The organism is Sphaerospermopsis torques-reginae ITEP-024 (assembly GCF_019598945.1).
Lineage (GTDB): Bacteria > Cyanobacteriota > Cyanobacteriia > Cyanobacteriales > Nostocaceae > Sphaerospermopsis.
The window spans coordinates 3,907,566-3,925,466 of the sequence record NZ_CP080598.1; the positions used below are offsets into that span (position 1 = coordinate 3,907,566).

General features: G+C 36.9%; 17 protein-coding genes and 1 pseudogene. 10 read left to right on the top strand and 8 right to left on the bottom strand.

From position 1 onward, the window contains the following. The first annotated feature begins 89 nt into the window (after positions 1 to 89). Complete coding sequence (locus K2F26_RS18205) at positions 90 to 863, top strand: hypothetical protein (RefSeq protein ID WP_220608922.1); 774 nt, start codon at positions 90 to 92, stop codon at positions 861 to 863. A 126-nt stretch (positions 864 to 989) separates the two neighbouring features. Here K2F26_RS18205 and K2F26_RS18210 read toward each other — a convergent pair whose 3' ends face one another. After that, positions 990 to 2,315, bottom strand: coding sequence for a hypothetical protein (locus K2F26_RS18210; protein ID WP_220608923.1), 1,326 nt, complete (start codon positions 2,313 to 2,315; stop codon positions 990 to 992). Positions 2,316 to 3,401: 1,086 nt separating this feature from the next. Here K2F26_RS18210 and fmt point away from each other — a divergent pair. Then, the gene (gene fmt, locus K2F26_RS18215; RefSeq protein ID WP_220608924.1) at positions 3,402 to 4,403 is read left to right on the top strand and encodes a methionyl-tRNA formyltransferase; all 1,002 of its coding nucleotides are present in this window, start codon (positions 3,402 to 3,404) and stop codon (positions 4,401 to 4,403) included. A gap of 94 nt (positions 4,404 to 4,497) precedes the next feature. Here fmt and K2F26_RS18220 read toward each other — a convergent pair whose 3' ends face one another. Beyond that, a complete protein-coding gene (locus K2F26_RS18220) occupies positions 4,498 to 4,860 on the bottom strand; it encodes a DUF6464 family protein (RefSeq protein ID WP_220608925.1) in 363 nt (120 codons plus the stop codon). A gap of 784 nt (positions 4,861 to 5,644) precedes the next feature. Between K2F26_RS18220 and psaC the strand changes: the two genes are divergently transcribed. The 4 genes from psaC to K2F26_RS18240 all read left to right on the top strand — a co-directional run bounded on the left by psaC (position 5,645) and on the right by K2F26_RS18240 (position 9,716). Further along, positions 5,645 to 5,890: a photosystem I iron-sulfur center protein PsaC gene (psaC, locus tag K2F26_RS18225; protein WP_010997613.1), complete on the top strand. Its 246-nt coding sequence runs from the start codon at positions 5,645 to 5,647 to the stop codon at positions 5,888 to 5,890. A 280-nt stretch (positions 5,891 to 6,170) separates the two neighbouring features. Next, complete coding sequence (gene glmS / locus K2F26_RS18230; protein WP_220608926.1) at positions 6,171 to 8,048, top strand: glutamine--fructose-6-phosphate transaminase (isomerizing); 1,878 nt, start codon at positions 6,171 to 6,173, stop codon at positions 8,046 to 8,048. A gap of 229 nt (positions 8,049 to 8,277) precedes the next feature. Next, positions 8,278 to 8,802 carry a COP23 domain-containing protein gene (locus K2F26_RS18235; protein WP_220608927.1) on the top strand — a complete coding sequence of 175 codons (525 nt, stop codon included), beginning with the start codon at positions 8,278 to 8,280 and terminating at the stop codon, positions 8,800 to 8,802. A gap of 29 nt (positions 8,803 to 8,831) precedes the next feature. After that, complete coding sequence (locus tag K2F26_RS18240; RefSeq protein ID WP_246605412.1) at positions 8,832 to 9,716, top strand: S1 family peptidase; 885 nt, start codon at positions 8,832 to 8,834, stop codon at positions 9,714 to 9,716. 103 nt (positions 9,717 to 9,819) lie between these two features. Here K2F26_RS18240 and K2F26_RS18245 read toward each other — a convergent pair. Beyond that, positions 9,820 to 10,880 (bottom strand): annotated as a pseudogene (locus K2F26_RS18245) (IS630 family transposase). A gap of 60 nt (positions 10,881 to 10,940) precedes the next feature. On the opposite strand from K2F26_RS18245, the gene K2F26_RS18250 reads away from it, so the two are divergent. Next, on the top strand, positions 10,941 to 12,581 hold the full coding sequence (locus K2F26_RS18250; protein WP_220608928.1) for a WD40 domain-containing protein: 1,641 nt from the start codon (positions 10,941 to 10,943) through the stop codon (positions 12,579 to 12,581). Positions 12,582 to 12,661: 80 nt separating this feature from the next. Here K2F26_RS18250 and K2F26_RS18255 read toward each other — a convergent pair whose 3' ends face one another. Beyond that, positions 12,662 to 13,225 carry a hypothetical protein gene (locus tag K2F26_RS18255; RefSeq protein ID WP_220608929.1) on the bottom strand — a complete coding sequence of 188 codons (564 nt, stop codon included), beginning with the start codon at positions 13,223 to 13,225 and terminating at the stop codon, positions 12,662 to 12,664. A gap of 6 nt (positions 13,226 to 13,231) precedes the next feature. Here K2F26_RS18255 and K2F26_RS18260 point away from each other — a divergent pair, with 6 nt between their 5' ends. Continuing rightward, positions 13,232 to 13,849, top strand: a complete 618-nt coding sequence (locus K2F26_RS18260; protein WP_220608930.1) for a hypothetical protein — start codon at positions 13,232 to 13,234, stop codon at positions 13,847 to 13,849. Here the strand turns inward: K2F26_RS18260 and K2F26_RS18265 are convergent. Beyond that, positions 13,738 to 14,094 carry an HNH endonuclease gene (locus K2F26_RS18265; protein ID WP_220608931.1) on the bottom strand — a complete coding sequence of 119 codons (357 nt, stop codon included), beginning with the start codon at positions 14,092 to 14,094 and terminating at the stop codon, positions 13,738 to 13,740. The two genes, K2F26_RS18260 and K2F26_RS18265, sit on opposite strands and share 112 nt — an antisense overlap. Beyond that, the gene (locus K2F26_RS18270) at positions 14,094 to 14,495 is read right to left on the bottom strand and encodes a hypothetical protein (RefSeq protein ID WP_220608932.1); all 402 of its coding nucleotides are present in this window, start codon (positions 14,493 to 14,495) and stop codon (positions 14,094 to 14,096) included. The genes K2F26_RS18265 and K2F26_RS18270 overlap by 1 nt, the downstream gene beginning before the upstream one ends. 317 nt (positions 14,496 to 14,812) lie before the next feature. Between K2F26_RS18270 and K2F26_RS18275 the strand changes: the two genes are divergently transcribed. Further along, positions 14,813 to 15,037 (top strand): hypothetical protein, encoded by a 225-nt coding sequence (locus tag K2F26_RS18275; protein WP_220608933.1) that lies wholly within the window; start codon positions 14,813 to 14,815, stop codon positions 15,035 to 15,037. 14 nt (positions 15,038 to 15,051) lie between these two features. Next, positions 15,052 to 15,297, top strand: a complete 246-nt coding sequence (locus K2F26_RS18280; protein WP_246605413.1) for a type II toxin-antitoxin system VapC family toxin — start codon at positions 15,052 to 15,054, stop codon at positions 15,295 to 15,297. Between the two features lie 256 nt (positions 15,298 to 15,553). Here K2F26_RS18280 and K2F26_RS18285 read toward each other — a convergent pair whose 3' ends face one another. Then, a complete protein-coding gene (locus K2F26_RS18285; RefSeq protein WP_220608934.1) occupies positions 15,554 to 16,132 on the bottom strand; it encodes a Uma2 family endonuclease in 579 nt (192 codons plus the stop codon). Position 16,133: 1 nt separating this feature from the next. Beyond that, on the bottom strand, positions 16,134 to 17,837 hold the full coding sequence (locus K2F26_RS18290) for a serine/threonine-protein kinase (RefSeq protein ID WP_220608935.1): 1,704 nt from the start codon (positions 17,835 to 17,837) through the stop codon (positions 16,134 to 16,136). Between the last annotated feature and the right edge of the window lie 64 nt (positions 17,838 to 17,901).

Consider the following 17,901-nt stretch of genomic DNA (forward strand, 5'->3'; position numbering starts at 1 on the left):
GCTAGTAGAAAAACCAGCACAATGTTTTGGGTATAACTAGGAACTTGTGAACATGATGGAGGTAACAGTTTTATTGGAAACAAAGAAGAATGTATTTAAACTTTTTTATCAGTTCTGTTGTAGGAATTGTAGTTACATTCCTAGTAGCTTTTGGTGTTTTACAATGGTTCCATATACCCGCAGGTAATTTTCTTGATTGGATCATTGGAGGTGCGAGCTTTTGGTGGTTATTGGTGATTGTGACAGTTCCTTGGAATGTCCATTTTCAAGCTAAGGAAGTTTTAGCTGAAGCGGCAGAATCAATAGCAAAAAATATTCCTGTAGATGAAAAACAAGTTAATTATGTCAAGGTTTTAGCCAAGCGATCGCTCTGGTTGGCTATTGCTTTACACTTAGTTTCAGCCGTCGCTCTTTATATTTTGGCTGCTACTGGTATTAGTGCTGTGGGATATATCAGTTCTGGTGCAGCTTTGTTATTAACTTTACTGCGTCCAGCTATTAGCGCCTATGAATATTTATATGCTCGGTTAACAATGATTCGTCAAGCGTTTACTTATCCTCGTGAAGATATTTTGGAACTGCGTAACCGTTTTGCTGAAATAGAGCAAAAAGTCCAATCTTTAGAAGATCAACTTAACCCAGAACAACCTTATTCTTTAGTAGCAAATAACCAAAGGTTTAGTGAAGAAACCCGTCGAGAATTAGCGCGTATTGTCGCTAGTTTAGAAGAATTAAAGGCGACAAACCACACTGAACATGAACGACTATCACGAGAAGCCAGAAATGCGATCGCTCAACTTTCTACTGATGGGCAATTTCTGGATCATGTGCGGGAAATTATTAGATTTTTTAAATCAGCTTAAAACAGGGAAAGAAAATTGTAGATTTTAGATTTTAGATTTTAGATTTTAGATTGGAGTCAACCAAACACAATCCAAAATCCAAAATCCAAAATCCAAAATTAAGACCTCCTGACTCCTGACTAACTATTATCTGGAAGCAACTTGAGGTTCTGCCCAAACCTGTCTATCTCTTGTCCCAAACCTCACAGGTTGATCACCGTCGTTGCTGACATTGATAGTTTTGCCATCACTGGCAACTTGTACCAAAGGCCAATTTTCTTCCCCTAGTTCACCGGCACGGAATAGCACATGATCAGGTTGTTTTTTACTCCAACCTAATAATATGGCAATTTTCTCATGGTCATCTTCAGCTTGGGCGGGAGCAACGGTTTGAGTCTGATTTTCTTGCCGATCCCAAATTACTGCATGATCTGTCAGGTCTGCTGTGTTGAACATACCTACAAATTTGCGGGCTAAAAAGCGATCGCCTTTTTGGGACCAGCTAACCGGAACTAACACCCCTATTTTCCCTTGACTATCAGTTTGTTCTGTTATCACTGTTTGTTGCAGCAAAGGATCACTCACGTCCGCAGTTGTAGCCAGCACCCGCAATTTCTTAGTTTGTCTATCTTCAATAAACAACAAGCTGGTAACTCGGCTGTTGTGCATTTCCGGTTGTACTTCTAGTTGCACTCGACTATAAACTGCATATCTACCATCAGGAGAAACTACTGGTATACTCCGGTAGTGCCGCACTCCAGAACCTCCTTTACCACCTATAACTTCTTGAGTCGTCATGATCCATTTCCAAGGAATTGGATGAGGACTATTTATGGGATCTTCTGGTACTCCATCAAACTGATTTTGTTGTTCATCTACAGGTATTTCCGTAATTTTGGAAGGTTTTGATTCTCCAATATTGGATGTACTTGTAGCTGTTCTTAATACTTGATTATCCAAACTCTCACTGGCTACATAATTTACTTCACCCCTTAAAGCCTGGTTTTTAGCATCTTTTAATCTCTGGATTAAATCAGTCTGACTAACAGGTATATTTGCTACATTTCCCTGTTTAACTACCACCAAGTTATCGCTCACAGCAATGATATTAATGGACTGTTGGTTTTTTTCTTGTCTTACCCCAGAATCAATTTTCTCAGCTTGATGAGGCTGTAATTGTTGTCTTCCTTGACTCACAGGCTTGTTTTCTGATACCAAATTCCCAAATTTTGCTTCTAAGGATTTGACTTCACCTGTGTTTAAATCTTTTTCCCTAGCTATACTCTTTTCTGGGGAATTTATATCAGATTTTCCCATTTCTGTGGTAATTTTTCCTACTTTTAATTGTGATTGTTTGGCTACGCTAGAGTGAATTGATACCCCTACGAAGGGAGCAATTAATATAAAAACGATAACGTACTTAAAACATGGTTGTACGCGAAACCATCCTGATAGCAAAAGGGATTTCAGCATGAGTCGACTCTCTAAGGGGCGGTGGCTGTGTGAGGAGCAATGTCTATGGGAGAAGAGGAAAAGCTATAATTATATGTATAACAACAAACTAGAAGCTCTAACAAAATTATTTTCACAAATTTTGCATCAATTTACAAAACTTTCCTCATAATTGTTCACACCTTTACATTCCTTTAATTGTTTATATTTTTAGGTCAATATAATCACAATGAATACCGAAATTTTTAATTGTCGATTTCTCTGTCATTATATTTATGCATCAAATATGCCTATACTGAGGTTTAATAAAATACACCTATAACTAAATATAGGTAGGTTGTAAAAGGATAGAAACTAGGCTGTTAGGTAACTAATTTTAGTGCTTCAATTCATTTACAGCAGATGACAAGTCTATCAGGTACAAACTGAAAAACCAACACTCAAGCAGCAAAGGTGTTTCACCTCCTGCCTCCAGCAAGACAGCCTTCTGCTATATTCTGATAAAAATGTTTTAGCAAGAGCTAACTCATTAAACTCAGTTAAACCTTTGTATAATCTTTTATCACAGTTCTCACTCCGATACGATTCCAAAGTATCTATCTAAAACTGATTTATTCCTTGAATATTCTGGCGCATTCTGGTAAACATCAAAACCTTCACCATCTACTCTACCAAATTCATAAATTCCCTTGCCAACAAATACAATATCTATTGGAAAGTATCAACTGTAAAACAGATGAATTTTGTTCATTGTCATATAAAAAATAGGGTGAGTAGATGCTGAATTGTCGCACCGTGACACAAAACAGAATATGTATACCGACAAACAAGAATATGTATACCGACAAACATTAGATACAATCACTAATTGATCTCAGCTAACCTGCTTGCCAAGGCATAGTATTTTATTCAGGAATTTTTTGTAGCACCTATAATCAACACTTTACCATTAAATAGCGAAAATTTAATATCCTCATAGCAAAATTGCTTGAAGTTTTTTCATGGTGATTGTGATTTGGTTAGTTACGGGCTATCTGTTGTCAGAGATTCGTGACGCATTTACTATTAACTAGTAAATCCTAGCTAAAAACTCGCAACAAATTCCTCATGAAAGTTGTATTTTTTGGTACTCCCCAGTTTGCTGTTCCCACTCTGGAAAAATTACTGCATCACCCAAATTTTCAAGTTTTAGCAGTTGTCACCCAACCAGATAAACGCCGGGAACGTGGGAGTAAACTGACACCTTCTCCTGTCAAAACACTTGCTAATGCTCACAATCTCCCAGTATGGCAACCTGAGAGAGTTAAAAAAGATGCTGAAACTTTAAACCAACTACAAAAATTAGATGCGAATGCGTTTGTAGTGGTTGCTTATGGACAAATTTTGTCTAAAAAAATCTTAAATATGCCCAAGTTTGGTTGCATTAATGTACATGGTTCGATTTTACCCCAATATCGGGGGGCTGCTCCTATTCAGTGGTGTATCTATAACGGTGAAAAAGACACTGGTATCACGACCATGTTAATGGATGCGGGCATGGATACAGGAGATATGCTCCTAAAAGCAAGTATACCGATTGGTTTACTGGACAATGCCCAAATTTTAGCCGAGCAGTTAGCGGTTATAGGTGCAGATTTATTAGTGGAAACTTTACTAAAATTGGAACGCCAGGAAATTACACCTATTCCCCAGGATAATTCTCTGGCCACTTATGCGTCTTTGATTCAAAAAGATGATTATAATCTGGACTGGTCAAAAAGTGCCATTGAATTACATAATCAAATTAGAGGTTTGTATCCTAACTGCGTCACAACCTTTCGCAATCAACCTTTGAAAATTACTGCTACAGTTCCTCTTGAACGTGCTTATATTCAAGAACTCCCAGAACAATTTCGAGATAAAATACACAATCTACCAGATTTGTCAACTGTATCTGCCCAACCTGGTGAAGTAGTAAACATTGCCAAAGGTATAGGAGCAATTGTTCAAACTGGGGAAGGGTTGTTATGGTTAAGAGAATTACAACCAACAGGTAAAAAGCTTCAGTCAGGATGGGACTTTGTTAATGGTACTCGTTTAAGTATAGGGGAGGTAATGGGTAATGGGTAATGGGTAATTGGTAATTGGTAATGGGTAATGGGTAATTGGTAATTGGGAAGAATAAACTTTTGCCTCTTGCCTCTTGCCTTATTAGTGTCACCTGTCACCTGTCACCTAAGTTTTCATAGAACCGACAAGACTCACAAGGACCATCTGGGTTGACTGCACAGCGGATGATTTCTGAATGAGCATTGTAATCACAACTAGCATCACCTATAACCCAACGTCCAGCTACTAAACTTTTTTCTGATGGTCGTTTAGCTTTTTGGACATAAATAGCGATATTATGTAAGCGGTAGCGCCCTGCTTTAAACTGATACCTATGACGACGCTCTAATACTGCATAGGTTTTACCTTCAAAATCAACATAGTTTCCTGGTTGGGGTGTCCAATCAAGTTGTAATCTACCAAGAGACTGACGCGGGTTTGTTAAAATCAACTCAGTTGGTAAAGAGTCTGGCTGCATAATCAGTTTATGTGATGGGATTTACATTATTAAAAATGGTATCGTAATCGGTGAATTAACCTCTACCATAGGTGACTAGTACCGCTTCGCGGAAGTCAAAAGTCAAAAGTCAAAACCAAGACAGCATAGGATTGTCGGAGATTTAGAATGGTTGGTTTATTTACGCCGTGTTGTACTAGGGCTGGATTATCATTAATGATTTACTATATTTTTGAGCAATTTGCATCTTAATAAAAAATTTAACAATTTCTTTTGAAGTGTAACAGAGATAGATAGCGAAGCACAATTCCTACTTTGCTATAGTTCTTTCTCCTGACTCCTTGATCTCCTGAGATAAAATTTTGATCTTATCCTCCAGTAATATTACGTAAAATAAGTCAAAAAACCATAACATATTTGATGATTGCTATAAAATTGCAGCGCATTTAAATTTGTGTATTTTTGTATCTGATTAGTTAATACTTCTTAACAAATTGATGGAACTTGAGAGTTACCAGCGACCAATTTATAGGTACTATAGATAACCAAGAGAAATTGAATTTAAATTTACACATCTTTACAATTTGCCATATTTGGAGACAGTCAATAGAGTAAACACTTGATGCCCATGTTGCTGATTAAAGCTGAATAGCAGCGATTTTGGCAAATAAAATGTTCATAGGGCTTATTAAATTGTTTGAAGTTATGTAGCCTTTTACTTACAGCCCATCCAGCACTGCGGTAAACTATGCGTTGATTATGATTCCTTCCCAAAGAAGAGAACTCGAAAGGAGCAGTTTTTTCAATGTCTCATACCGTAAAAATCTACGATACCTGCATCGGCTGCACCCAATGCGTCCGCGCTTGTCCCACTGACGTTTTAGAGATGGTTCCCTGGGATGGCTGTAAAGCTGCTCAAGTGGCATCTTCACCCCGCACAGAAGACTGCGTAGGCTGCAAACGCTGTGAAACAGCTTGCCCCACCGATTTTTTGAGCATCCGCGTTTATTTGGGTGCTGAAACAACTCGCAGCATGGGTCTAGCATACTAACACTGCTAGTATTTTAAAATACTCAGTAAAATAGTGCTGAGGACTGAGCTAGGGAGAAACAAGAAATCCATCACCTAACATGATTCTTGCTTCTTCTCTCAGTTTTCAGCACTTAATTTTAGGTGACAGGTGACAGTAAAGAGTTTTTTTTAATTACCAATTACCAATTACCAATTACCCATTACCCATTACCCCTGCCTTTTGATTTGATATAATTACCGCTTTATAGTCATAACTGTTAACTGATAATTGTTAACTAATAACCGGAGTAGTATAAAAAATGTGTGGAATTGTGGGATATATAGGAACTCAGGCGGCGACAGATATTTTATTATCTGGACTAGAAAAGTTAGAGTATAGAGGTTATGATTCGGCGGGTATTGCTACTATATTGGAAGGTGATATTCAATGCGTGCGGGCTAAGGGAAAATTACTAAATTTGCGTTCTAAACTCGAACAAGTAGAAAACCAGGCTCAAATTGGTATTGGTCATACTCGTTGGGCAACTCATGGTAAACCTGAAGAATATAATGCCCATCCCCATCAGGATACTGCTTTGCGGATAGCGGTGGTGCAGAATGGAATTATTGAGAATTATCGTGAATTGCGGGAACATTTAAAAGCATTAGGTCATGAATTTCGTTCAGACACAGATACAGAAGTTATTCCCCATCTCATCGCTGAATGTTTAAAGCATATTCCTGAAGATAGTAATTCTGCTTCTGTGTTTTTAGAAGCGGTGCGGGAAGCCGTGCAAAAGTTAGAAGGGGCTTATGCGATCGCAGTTATTTCTGCTGACTACCCGGATGAATTGATTGTAGTCCGTCAGCAAGCGCCTTTAGTAATTGGTTTTGGACAAGGTGAGTTTTTCTGTGCTTCGGATACCCCGGCAATTGTTCCCCATACCCGCGCTGTATTGCCCCTAGAAAATGGGGAAATTGCCCGTTTGACTCCTTTGGGGGTTGAGGTGTACAACTTTGCTGGAAATCGTTTAAAGAAGCATCCCCGCACTTTGAATTGGAATCCCATTATGGTGGAAAAGCAGGGATTTAAACACTTCATGCTCAAGGAGATTTATGAGCAACCGGGTGTAGTTAGAGCTTGTTTAGAAGCTTATTTTCCGGGAAGTGGGGAAACTCCTGTTACTTTGAATTTACCAGGGGAATTTTACGCAGATTTAGAACAAATTCAAATTGTTGCTTGTGGTACAAGTTGGCACGCGGCGTTGGTAGGTAAGTATTTATTAGAACAATTGGCAGATATTCCGACTCAAGTACAATATGCTTCTGAATTTCGTTATGCACCAGCACCTTTAACTGCTAATACTTTAACTATTGGAGTGACTCAATCAGGGGAAACTGCGGATACTTTAGCAGCTTTAAGTATGGAAAAAGACCGCAGACAAGGAAAAGAGTCCAAGTATCAAGCGCGACTTTTAGGGATTACTAACCGCCCGGAAAGTAGTTTGGGGCAAATGGTGGGTAATATTATTAATACTCATGGGGGGATTGAAATTGGTGTGGCCGCGACGAAAACTTTTATCGCTCAGTTGATGGCGTTTTATGGTTTAGCTTTAGATTTAGCTTATCGTCGGCAAACAATTTCTTCTGAAAGGTTAACAGAAATTATTGCTGGTTTAAGGCAGTTACCGATAGAAATTGAGGCGATTTTAGAGACGCAAGAAAAGTATATTGAACAGTTAGTGCATGAGTTTACAGAAACAAAAGATTTCATTTTTGTGGGGAGGGGAATTAATTTTCCTATTGCGTTAGAAGGGGCTTTAAAGTTAAAGGAAATTAGCTATATTCATGCGGAAGGATATCCAGCAGGAGAGATGAAACATGGACCGATCGCATTATTAGATAATAAAGTTCCGGTAGTGGCGATCGCTATGCCTGGTAGTGTATATGAAAAGGTGATTTCTAATGCCCAAGAAGCGAAAGCAAGAGATTCACGGTTAATAGGAGTGACATCTGTAAATGATGGGGAAGCGGCGGAAATTTTTAATGATTTAATTCCTGTTTCAGAAGTGGAGGAAATTCTTTCGCCTATTCTCACAGTAATTCCGTTACAATTGTTAGCTTATCATATTGCGGCACGGCGAGGTTTAGATGTGGATCAACCTCGTAATTTGGCTAAGTCGGTGACAGTTGAATGATAGGAAAATAGGGTTAATTTTGTGCGATCGCCTATTTTTTTTGTTGATGAGCGATCGCACCTGAATCAAGTCACTGATGATAGCACAAGATAAGACTAATACTGAAAACATCCGTGAGAAAACTTTAAGGTATTTTCACACAAACAAAATTATACTGCGATATAATATAATTAATCTCCCCAAATAGACTTATCCATCAATTTTACCTTCAGGGTTTAGTCACAAACTTATGCAACTCAAACTACTGTCACAAATACTTTTAGGGTCATCTATTGCTTCCCTAATAGCCTTAATCTTACAACAACCCAGTTACGCAGGTCAAAAATATAGGTGTGACACCAGTGGAAAACACCCTATTACCCGTGTTCGTACAGGTCGCGGTGAAGAACCTATGTTACTGTGGGTTAGTAACTCTTTTATTAAGTCACCAAAAGAACGCTGTCAAATAGTTAGCAACAGATTACAGAGATACTACGATAATCAAATGATGCCCTATCTCGCATCGAAAAAGAATATTAATGGTTATCCTGTATTGTGTATAGTTGATCGAGTGCGTGGTAATTGCTTAAAAGAAGATGTGGTAGTTACTCTTAAACCTGGTACTGATCCTGGTAGAGTTTTGAAACAAATTAACTATTTTCGTCGAGGTGCTGCTGGTGCAAGACCTGTACCATTAAGTAATAGCACAACAGCGTTTTATGAAGATGGGGAAGTTTATATCAACCTGAATGAAATTTTAGAGGAAGAAGATTAAAATGTATTACCTATAATTTTCATAGAACAATGATTGGTAAATATCTACTGTCAGGAATTAATTTTACACTGTTTTTTGTCACTTGTTTAGGAGGAGTAGTTATTTCTCTTTCAGCACAACAAACAAGATTTTTACCGTCATCTGATAGCAGTCAATTGTCAGATCATCAGGTAAAACAAACAGGAAAATTGATCACAGTGAAAATTCTCTCGAATGGTTTTTTAGGAACAGGAACACTGATCAAAAAACAAGGAGAAATTTATACTGTTATCACCAACGATCATGTATTGAATGCTGCTGATCCACCGTATCAAATTCAAACTCCTGATGGTAGAATTTATCCAGCTAAAATTTCCCAAATTGTGAAATTTGGAGATCATGATTTAGGATTATTACAATTTAGTTCTGAACAAATTTATCAAATTGCCACTATGGGAAATTCATCTAGGTTAACCGTAGGAGATGAAGTTTTTGTCAATGGGTTTACCAGCGAAAGCAAAGAGATAATTTTCACTAAAGGAAATGTATCTCTAGTGCTTGATAAACCTTTAGAGGGAAGTTATCAACTGGGATATAGCAATGATATTAATAAAGGCATGAGTGGGGGACCAGTGTTGAATATTCAAGGTGAATTAGTGGGTATTAATGGTTTACACAAAAACCCCTTATGGGAAGCACCAGATTTATATATTGATGGTTCACAACCTTGTAAACCTGTGCAGGATATGATAGTTAATTCTAGTTGGGGGATACCTATAGAAACTGTAGCGCAACTTGCACCGCAATTTGTGCAAATTAAACCGCCTCAATTATTAATTTTATCGGATGATTCCGGGAGGTTTATTAATTATAATTATCTTAATAATTTGCAAATGCAGGTGGATGCAGTAACGGCTAAAAGTTGTAAACTTTAATTGTCTGAATCAGGATTTCCAGGATTAAAGGATTTACAGGATTATGATTAACTTATTGATTAAGAATTTACATATAATATCATGTCCGGGTAATGACTTACGATTAAGCGCCAGTTTGCAACCACCAATGAAAACCCGTCAAACCACGAATTAAATCAGGCTGTTGGAGTAAAGATTGACACCGATGAAATAAGACATCCTCTAAATCATCGAGTGTCTCAAAAGATTGATTAGCAATTGGTTCGTCCACCAAAGTCCAAAGCCTTTCTGCGGGTTGTAATTCAGGTGAGTGAGATGGTAATAATGTTAAATGCAGCCCTTCGGGAATCTGTAAACTCTTACTGGTATGCCATCCGGCTTGGTCAACGGCTAAAAGAATACGTTTATTAGCACCTAAGCCAAATTCTTGAGCAAAATCGGCTAAAACCTGATTGAATAGCTCTGTGTTCACATAAGGAAGAATCCACCAATAGGTTTCTCCAGTTTTAGGATGTACAAAAGCATACAACCATAGCCATTTAAACCGCCAATTCACATCAGCAATTGGTTGTTCTCCTTCTGGTACATAAACTCGTCGTAAAACTGGTTTAAGTCCCAAGCGATGTTCATCTTCGCACCACAACTGAATTTCCGCATCTGGGTAGCTGGTTTGCAGTTGTTCTACTTCTGTAGCAATTTTTTTTTCCAGGCTTGTTGTTCAAAAGGGTCGCTTTTTGTATGAGACGGACGGGGTACTCTGAGCCTGAAAGTCATCTGCCGCAATATTTCCCATCCCCTCTGTCTGCTTATCTTTGTTCCTGTGACTTCACTCAACCAATCTGCTACCTTTCTCCCATTCCATAATCCTCCATCTGGTGCTTTTTCTTGTAACGCTTGCCATAAATGTGCCTGCTGGATATCATCTACTAGCGGCTGTGTACCTTGGTTTAACTGTCTACGATCGCCTAATCCTTCGATCCCTAACTCGTTGTATCTTTTTACCAATGCGTACATCCATGTTCTGCTGTAGCCTGTGATTTCCTCGATTTCTTCCGTTTTTTTGCCTTGCGCTACTAACCAAATAATCTGGTACTGACGGCTTTCTATCCCGTCTTTAGCTTGACGGTAACGTTTTTCTAACTCTTCAATACTCAGATGTGTGGCTACACTAATTCGTTTCGGCATTGGTCATCTTTGCACTCACCTCTTTTATCGTAAGCGATTAGCCGGACATGATATAAATACATGATACTAAATCGAGTATATCAACTAACCGCCACTGTGATGACTGCTGTAATTATAGTAGTACAAACGCCCTCAGCTACAGCCTTACAACAATCGGAAATTAATACAATTGCTAAAAAAATCACCGTCCGTATTGAAGGAAATACACAAGAATTTGGTAAAACTTATGGTTCAGGAATAATTATTAAAAAACAAGGAAATCAATATACTGTACTCACAAATTGGCACGTTGTCCAAGTTCCTGGTAACTATAATTTATATACTAATGATAATCAAAAATATGCTATTAATAATAAAAAGAAATTAGGTGAATTAGACCTAGCAATAGTTGAATTTAATAGTAGTCTTAATTATTCTCCTGCAACTATAGGAAATTCTCGACAGTTAACAGAAACAACTCCAGTATATGCTGCGGGATTTGCTGCCCCAGATGCAATATGTTTAGAAGCCTGTTATCGTTTTGTAGAGGGAAAAATTAACTCTGTTCTTGATAAGTATAAAGATGGTTATGGTTTAATTTATAGTAATATTATTGCGCCTGGAATGAGTGGTGGTCCTGTTCTCAATCAAGATGGATTTTTAGTGGGAATTAATGGACTAGGTTCTGGATTTACAACACCTGATAAAGATACTACATCTTTTGGTGTTATTCCTATTCATGAATATCAAAAATTTGATAATGTTGGTTCTCAAGCAATACAAAAGCCAACAGAAAAACCAACAGAAATAACGACAAAACCTACATCATCTATTAATTTCACTCTAGCGAAAACCTTACCTGGAGATTTTTTTCCGGTAACAGCTATTGCTTTGAGTCCCAATGGCGAAATTCTCGCTAGTGGCAGTAACAATGGAAGTATTCAACTATGGAACATAGCCACAGGCAGCAAAATCCACACTCTTCAAGGACATTCCGACCGAATTGAGTCCATTGCTTTCAGTCCAGATGGTAAAACCTTGGCTAGTGGTAGCAATGACGAGACTATCAAGTTATGGCATATAGCTACAGGAACAGAAAATATTAGCTTTCAAGGAAGTTTTTTCTCAGTTTATTCTGTCACTTTCAGTCCAAATGGGAAAATTTTGGCTAGTGGCAGTAGTGACGGGACTATCAAACTGTGGGATGTGTCCACAACCAACGAAATACTTACCCTCTCAGGGCATACTACTAAAGTTAGTGCTGTGGCCTTCAGTCCTGATGGCAAAATTTTGGCTAGTGGTAGTTCAGACAATACAATTAAGCTATGGAATATAGATACAGGAACAGAAATCCGCACTCTTACAGGCCATTCTAACCGAGTTAATTCTGTGGCTTTTAGCCTCAAAGAGAGAATTTTAGCCAGTGGCAGTGATGACAATACAATCAAACTATGGAATATAGATACAGGAACAGAAATCCGCACTCTTACAGGTCATTCTAATCGAGTTGGTTCTGTGGCCTTCAGTCCTCATGGGAGAATTTTAGCTAGTGGCAGTGATGACAATACAATTAAATTGTGGAATGTGGCAACGGGAACACAAATCCACTCTTTGACAGGTTATGCTGACACCGTTGATTCTGTCATTTTTAGTTCAGACGGCAAAACTTTAGCTAGTGCGAGTAGGGAAAGTAATATTAAAGTTTGGCGGGTGTCTGAGTAGAAGCAATTGTGTTTGGTTGTAAGAAAAATAATGCAAGAAATGGGTTTTGATTGTTTATACAATCCTATACAAGACCTTAGTTACTGTGATATGGGTATGCTGCGGAAAACCGCACTATAATATTCTAATCTGTTACTCAGATAAACGCTGAGTTCCAGTGCTGCTATCTCTTTCACTTGTGTTGGTATTTCTTTAAAGGTAACTATTGCCTTTGCGGGTATATTTTTGAGTAGCTTTGTTGAAACTCGGTATTCATTTTTCGATTGTCCAAGTTGTGTTTGGTTACAAAAATACTCTCCTCCATAGGTGTCAAATATTTTGCTATTATACGAACTAGACCTGCTATAACAATTAAGATACACCTCACCATCTTGTTTAGCAGTTAATAGAAAGTGACAATTCACAGTAGAAGAGGAACGTTTACAGCCTTGTAAAGTTACATTGATATCTTCAAGTTCTACAGTTTGATTTTTGACACTGCTAGGTTTTTGAGAGTTCTGCTGAAGTTTGCCGCATACAACACTACCACTATCTGTAACAACACACGCCCTTTGTGCTGCTACTGGATGACTGGAAACAAGTAGACTGGTTAAAACTACACCTGTCAGAGTGCTAACTTTGGTAAAGTTACGAATGGTACGCATAATCTAATGATGGTAAATATGGGATTATTTGTTAAGTTTATCACTTTTGATTATGTTAATGTGCTTTGTTTTTCCTTGATTTTACATAGTGCTTCTACAGGTTTAGTGGACGGTTTTGGAGCTAAACTAGATTTAGATAATTGGCTACCAGGAGTGTTTTTTCTGCCTGATGCTTTTAAAACGGCCATCATAGCAATTAACCAGTTACCTGTAACTGAGGAGACACTTTTATGTAGGTTATTAGGACGCGAAAAAGTTCAACAGGAAGCAGTGAAAGAGTTGGTTGCACTACCACCAGAAAACCCTTTACGGCATAATATTCTAGAACTGGTTTTTAATTGGCGTGTGAGTGTGCAAACTCAGGAAATATTAACAGAATATGACCAGGAGTTAATTATGATATTAACAGAGGCTTATCAACAAGCAAGGGCTGAAGCTGTACAAGAAGGTTTACAGCAAGGACAGCGTTTAGTTTTGGAAAATTTGTTGCGGGTAAAATTTGGAAATTTAGATCATAAATTATCTAAAGTTATTGATAACTTGCTAAATTTTCCACCGGAAGAATATACTCGTTTGTGTTTACAATTATCTCGTGAGGAGTTGTTAGCAAAATTTAATAAATAACTTGCTGTTTTTTCTCCCGTTTCTGGATCAATTCCCTCAGTTTTAGTATGTTTATAACCATTACAGCCAAAGCAACTCCAAGCAAGATTTTCTAAAACTGTCTCACCACCTGCTTTCCGGGGTTTGATATGTTCAACTGTAAACCTCTCTGTGGCAAATTTTTCCGAACACCGACAATACTCGCAATAACCACGACTACGAGCAGCAACAATACGCCTAATTGATTCTGAAACTCGCTCTGACATCAAGTTATATTAATATCTGTAGGTAAAAACTCATCAATTAAAACTTGTAAATCAACTTGACGAAGTTGAGCTAACTGAATCAATGCTTCTGCGCGTTCAGCATCTTGTTGTTCAATGCGGTTAATATATTTAAGTAGTTCTTGATACTCTGTTTCTGTAATTTCTTCATTCTCATGTTGCTGACGTAAATAAGATAATCTCTCCTGTTCTTCAGGAGATAACCGACGTTGAATAATTTGTAATAAAGCAGTTTCGCTATTTGGAGTTTTTGGTGTTGCTGATAGTTGTAAATACTCATGAGAAAGAGATTCTAAAAATGCAACTGCTTTGACTAAAGATTCTCCTGGTAATTGTTCCAGTAGTGTAATTGCTCTTTGGCGAATTTCTGTAGGTGCAGTCATCGGGAAGCTGACCTCATTTACATATACATATAGCTTCAATTGTAACCCAATCAAATTGATTATGGTTAAATAATTCTCATCCAGTAGGTTGGTTTGAGAAAACCCAACATTATTAGAAATCAGGACACCCTTGGGGAAGTCAAAAGTCAAAAGTCAAAAGTCAAAATTTTACATTTGTCACAAATCAGGATATCTGGTTACTGAGCGAAGTCGAAGTACAGGATTACAGGATTTACAGGATTTATGATATATTATGAGTACATTAATTAACAGGTTTAGGTTAGTTCAGGAAAGATAATAAAGTAGGAGAACATAGAATGACATTTAAAGAACAACTGGTGACAGAAATTGAATCAATGACCGAAGAACAAATAGCAGAAGTTCTGATGATGGTTAAAAATATGAAAATCAAAAAAGCAAAAACTCCTCAACGTCAAGGTTCAGGTAAATCAATTTTACGTCATGTTGGTAAGTGGCAAGGTGATGATCTTAAAGTTTGTTTACAAGCAGTGTATGATTCACGTGGTTTAGCTGAATTTTAATTATATATTAACTCATGTATTTACTTGATACTAACCATTGTAGTGCTTTAATTTTTGGCGATTCTCTCGTTATTGACCATGCTAAAACCATTGGAGAATCTAATTTAGCCATTTCTGTTGTCACCCAGGGAGAGTTACTGTATATGGCAGAAAATTCTCAAAAAGTAGCAGAAAATTTGATAATTATTGAGGACTTTATAGCAGATATTTCTATTTATGATATAGATGATAGGGGAAGCCATATTTATGCAAAACTATAATAGCGAAGGGAATACCATTTTCAATAATGGTCAGAGGTTCACCTGTTTTTTGAGCTTGGTTAAGTAGGTTTTGTAGATTTTGAGGAAGTTCTCTCAGGGTAATTTGTGTCATGATGGGTTATAGAATGGGGAGATAGGAATTTGATTCTATTTTAATATTATCAGAATCAAATTAAGATTGTGAGAAACATAATATTGTTAGCAACTAACATTGATAATAATTTGTTGGTTTTCACTTTGTTCAACCCAACCTACATTATCCCCAAATTTTACCCAAATTAACCACTAACTCCGGTAAAATATCCTCACCAGACAAAGTTAATGGCAATTTTAAAACCTCTACTTCTTGTCCAGGACGATAAATTTCTACTTCCTGTTTTTTCCGATTTATTAACCAACCTAAACGACAACCATTTAATATATATTCCTGCATTTTATCCTGAACTTTTTTAAAATTATCCGATGGTGACATAATTTCAATAGCAAAGTCAGGACATAAGGGAATAAACTTTTCTTTTTGTTCTTTAGTCAACCCATTCCAACGAGATTTTTCTACCCAAGAAACATCAGGAGAACGGTCTGCACCATTTGGTAAAGTAAATCCTGTGGAAGAATCAAAAACTTCTCCTAGTTGGGTTGTTTCATTCCATGATGCTACTTGAAATATTAAATTAACATTGCTTTTCCCCGTTTCTCCTCCCGTTGGTGGCATAATAATTAACTCTCCTTGAGTATTGCGTTCTAATTTTAAATCCGGGTTTTCTGCACAGAGTTGGTAAAATTGCTCTCTATTTAGTTTAATAATAGAATTGAGATTTAATGTTAGTGCTGTCATATTATTTACCATCCTTAATTTCAAAAGAATCAATCATCTTTTCTACTACAGGCCACAACCTCTTATCATCTTGTTCTGGTGCTTGATAAATAATATAATACCCTTTTTTAAAACTCACCGTTCCCCGTTCTAACTTTTTCAATTGACATCCATCTTCTTGACGATTGAACATTATTTGATATGCGTCATAAGTGCTTAATTTTTTGCTATCATTCAGCACTATAGATGAATTATTACTATCTTGAGTAATTCTATTTAAGGCAGTATTTTTATATTCATCTAGGGATAATGCTTTTCCTAAATCCGCAATATGTACTATTAATTCTACAGCACAATTATTATTTGCAGTTTTATCATTGGGAGATAATTTTACTTTTTCCTCTTCTCCTGGTTGTATTGGTGTAGCTGTCCATTTATCAGAATATTTGATGCTAAAACTCATGTATTTTGTATCATCAACATGGGTTTTAGTTAAATTCTCATCCTTTGGTTCTGTGATTATTGTTTCTTGGGGTTGAGGTTTTTGTTTATCAGCTTTCCCAGAAGAGACAATATTAAAACTAAGAAAACCAACAGCTAATGCTGTGGAAATTCCTGCAATAATCACAACGTTTCGTGATAGAAGTTCTTCATTAATTATCTGAGTATTTGATGATTCTACCTCTGGTGTAATTGTGATCACTTCTGGTAATGTTAAGACTGTGTTTAATACACTTCCTAACATTTGTCGAGAAACTAATACTAATCCAGGGTTTTCTGTGGTGACAGGAATAATATTCACTTCTTCGTTACGTTGTATTCTTTGTACAGGATGGAGAGGTCTTATTTTTTCTAATGCTTCTAATGCTTGGGTAGCTGTGTTATAGCGTTTTTGCCAATCAGGATGTACCATCTTATCTATCACATCAGCTAATTCCTGACTGAGTTCTTCACCAGCAGAATCTCGCCAAATAAATTTCTCTGTTTTGTCATCTATGGTAATGTATTTTTGATGACGTACATCAGGATGTATTCCTGTTAAGGCTTCAATCCCAATCATACCCACAGCATAAATATCTGTGGTAAAGGTAGGAAAACCATCTTTTTGTTCCATTGGTGTATATGGTTCAGAAGTCATGACTATGACGGATTTGATCTTTTTTAGTTCAGTCATATCTTTAACGTAACCAAAATCAATTAAAAATAGTTTTCCGTCTTTTTTACGTATGATAATATTTTCTGGTTTGATATCTCTGTGAATTAAAGCTTTACTATGAACAAATGCTAAAACTTTAACAATATTATACAATATTTCCCAAACTTGATCATTACTCAGTCTTTGAGTAGGAATTAATTCTTGGCGTAATTCGTGACCTTCTATATATTCTTCTACTATATAAAATTCCTGTTTAGCTATCAAGGATAATTTTTTATTGATAATGATATACTCCTTTAATTTAGGAATTTGGGGATGATTTAATTTTTCTAGGTGTTGAGCTTCTTTAGCAAACAGTTCTTTAATTTTTCTAAATTCCTGAAGGGTTAATTTTTTGTCCTGGTTAGGTAGAAGTTGTTTAACTACACATTTTTGATAATCATGATCTAAATCTTGGGCTAAATAAGTTTTTCCAAAGCCACCATGACCTAATTCGCTAATAATTTCATAGCGTCCTTTTTTGCCAGAAATGATTTTACCAACTAAGTTTTTGTTGAGGGAAGGTAACATAATGGTTTTAATTAAATTGAATTTTTATTGATTTTTGTTGATTGGTGTCACCAGTACGAGACTG

Coding starts and splice junctions, on each gene's coding strand:
- K2F26_RS18205 (WP_220608922.1), top strand. CDS start 90: ATGTATTTAAACTTTTTTATCAGTTCTGTTGTAGGAATTGTAGTTACA.
- K2F26_RS18210 (WP_220608923.1), bottom strand. CDS start 2,315: ATGCTGAAATCCCTTTTGCTATCAGGATGGTTTCGCGTACAACCATGT.
- fmt (WP_220608924.1), top strand. CDS start 3,402: ATGAAAGTTGTATTTTTTGGTACTCCCCAGTTTGCTGTTCCCACTCTG.
- K2F26_RS18220 (WP_220608925.1), bottom strand. CDS start 4,860: ATGCAGCCAGACTCTTTACCAACTGAGTTGATTTTAACAAACCCGCGT.
- psaC (WP_010997613.1), top strand. CDS start 5,645: ATGTCTCATACCGTAAAAATCTACGATACCTGCATCGGCTGCACCCAA.
- glmS (WP_220608926.1), top strand. CDS start 6,171: ATGTGTGGAATTGTGGGATATATAGGAACTCAGGCGGCGACAGATATT.
- K2F26_RS18235 (WP_220608927.1), top strand. CDS start 8,278: ATGCAACTCAAACTACTGTCACAAATACTTTTAGGGTCATCTATTGCT.
- K2F26_RS18240 (WP_246605412.1), top strand. CDS start 8,832: ATGATTGGTAAATATCTACTGTCAGGAATTAATTTTACACTGTTTTTT.
- K2F26_RS18250 (WP_220608928.1), top strand. CDS start 10,941: ATGATACTAAATCGAGTATATCAACTAACCGCCACTGTGATGACTGCT.
- K2F26_RS18255 (WP_220608929.1), bottom strand. CDS start 13,225: ATGCGTACCATTCGTAACTTTACCAAAGTTAGCACTCTGACAGGTGTA.
- K2F26_RS18260 (WP_220608930.1), top strand. CDS start 13,232: ATGATGGTAAATATGGGATTATTTGTTAAGTTTATCACTTTTGATTAT.
- K2F26_RS18265 (WP_220608931.1), bottom strand. CDS start 14,094: ATGTCAGAGCGAGTTTCAGAATCAATTAGGCGTATTGTTGCTGCTCGT.
- K2F26_RS18270 (WP_220608932.1), bottom strand. CDS start 14,495: ATGACTGCACCTACAGAAATTCGCCAAAGAGCAATTACACTACTGGAA.
- K2F26_RS18275 (WP_220608933.1), top strand. CDS start 14,813: ATGACATTTAAAGAACAACTGGTGACAGAAATTGAATCAATGACCGAA.
- K2F26_RS18280 (WP_246605413.1), top strand. CDS start 15,052: ATGTATTTACTTGATACTAACCATTGTAGTGCTTTAATTTTTGGCGAT.
- K2F26_RS18285 (WP_220608934.1), bottom strand. CDS start 16,132: ATGACAGCACTAACATTAAATCTCAATTCTATTATTAAACTAAATAGA.
- K2F26_RS18290 (WP_220608935.1), bottom strand. CDS start 17,837: ATGTTACCTTCCCTCAACAAAAACTTAGTTGGTAAAATCATTTCTGGC.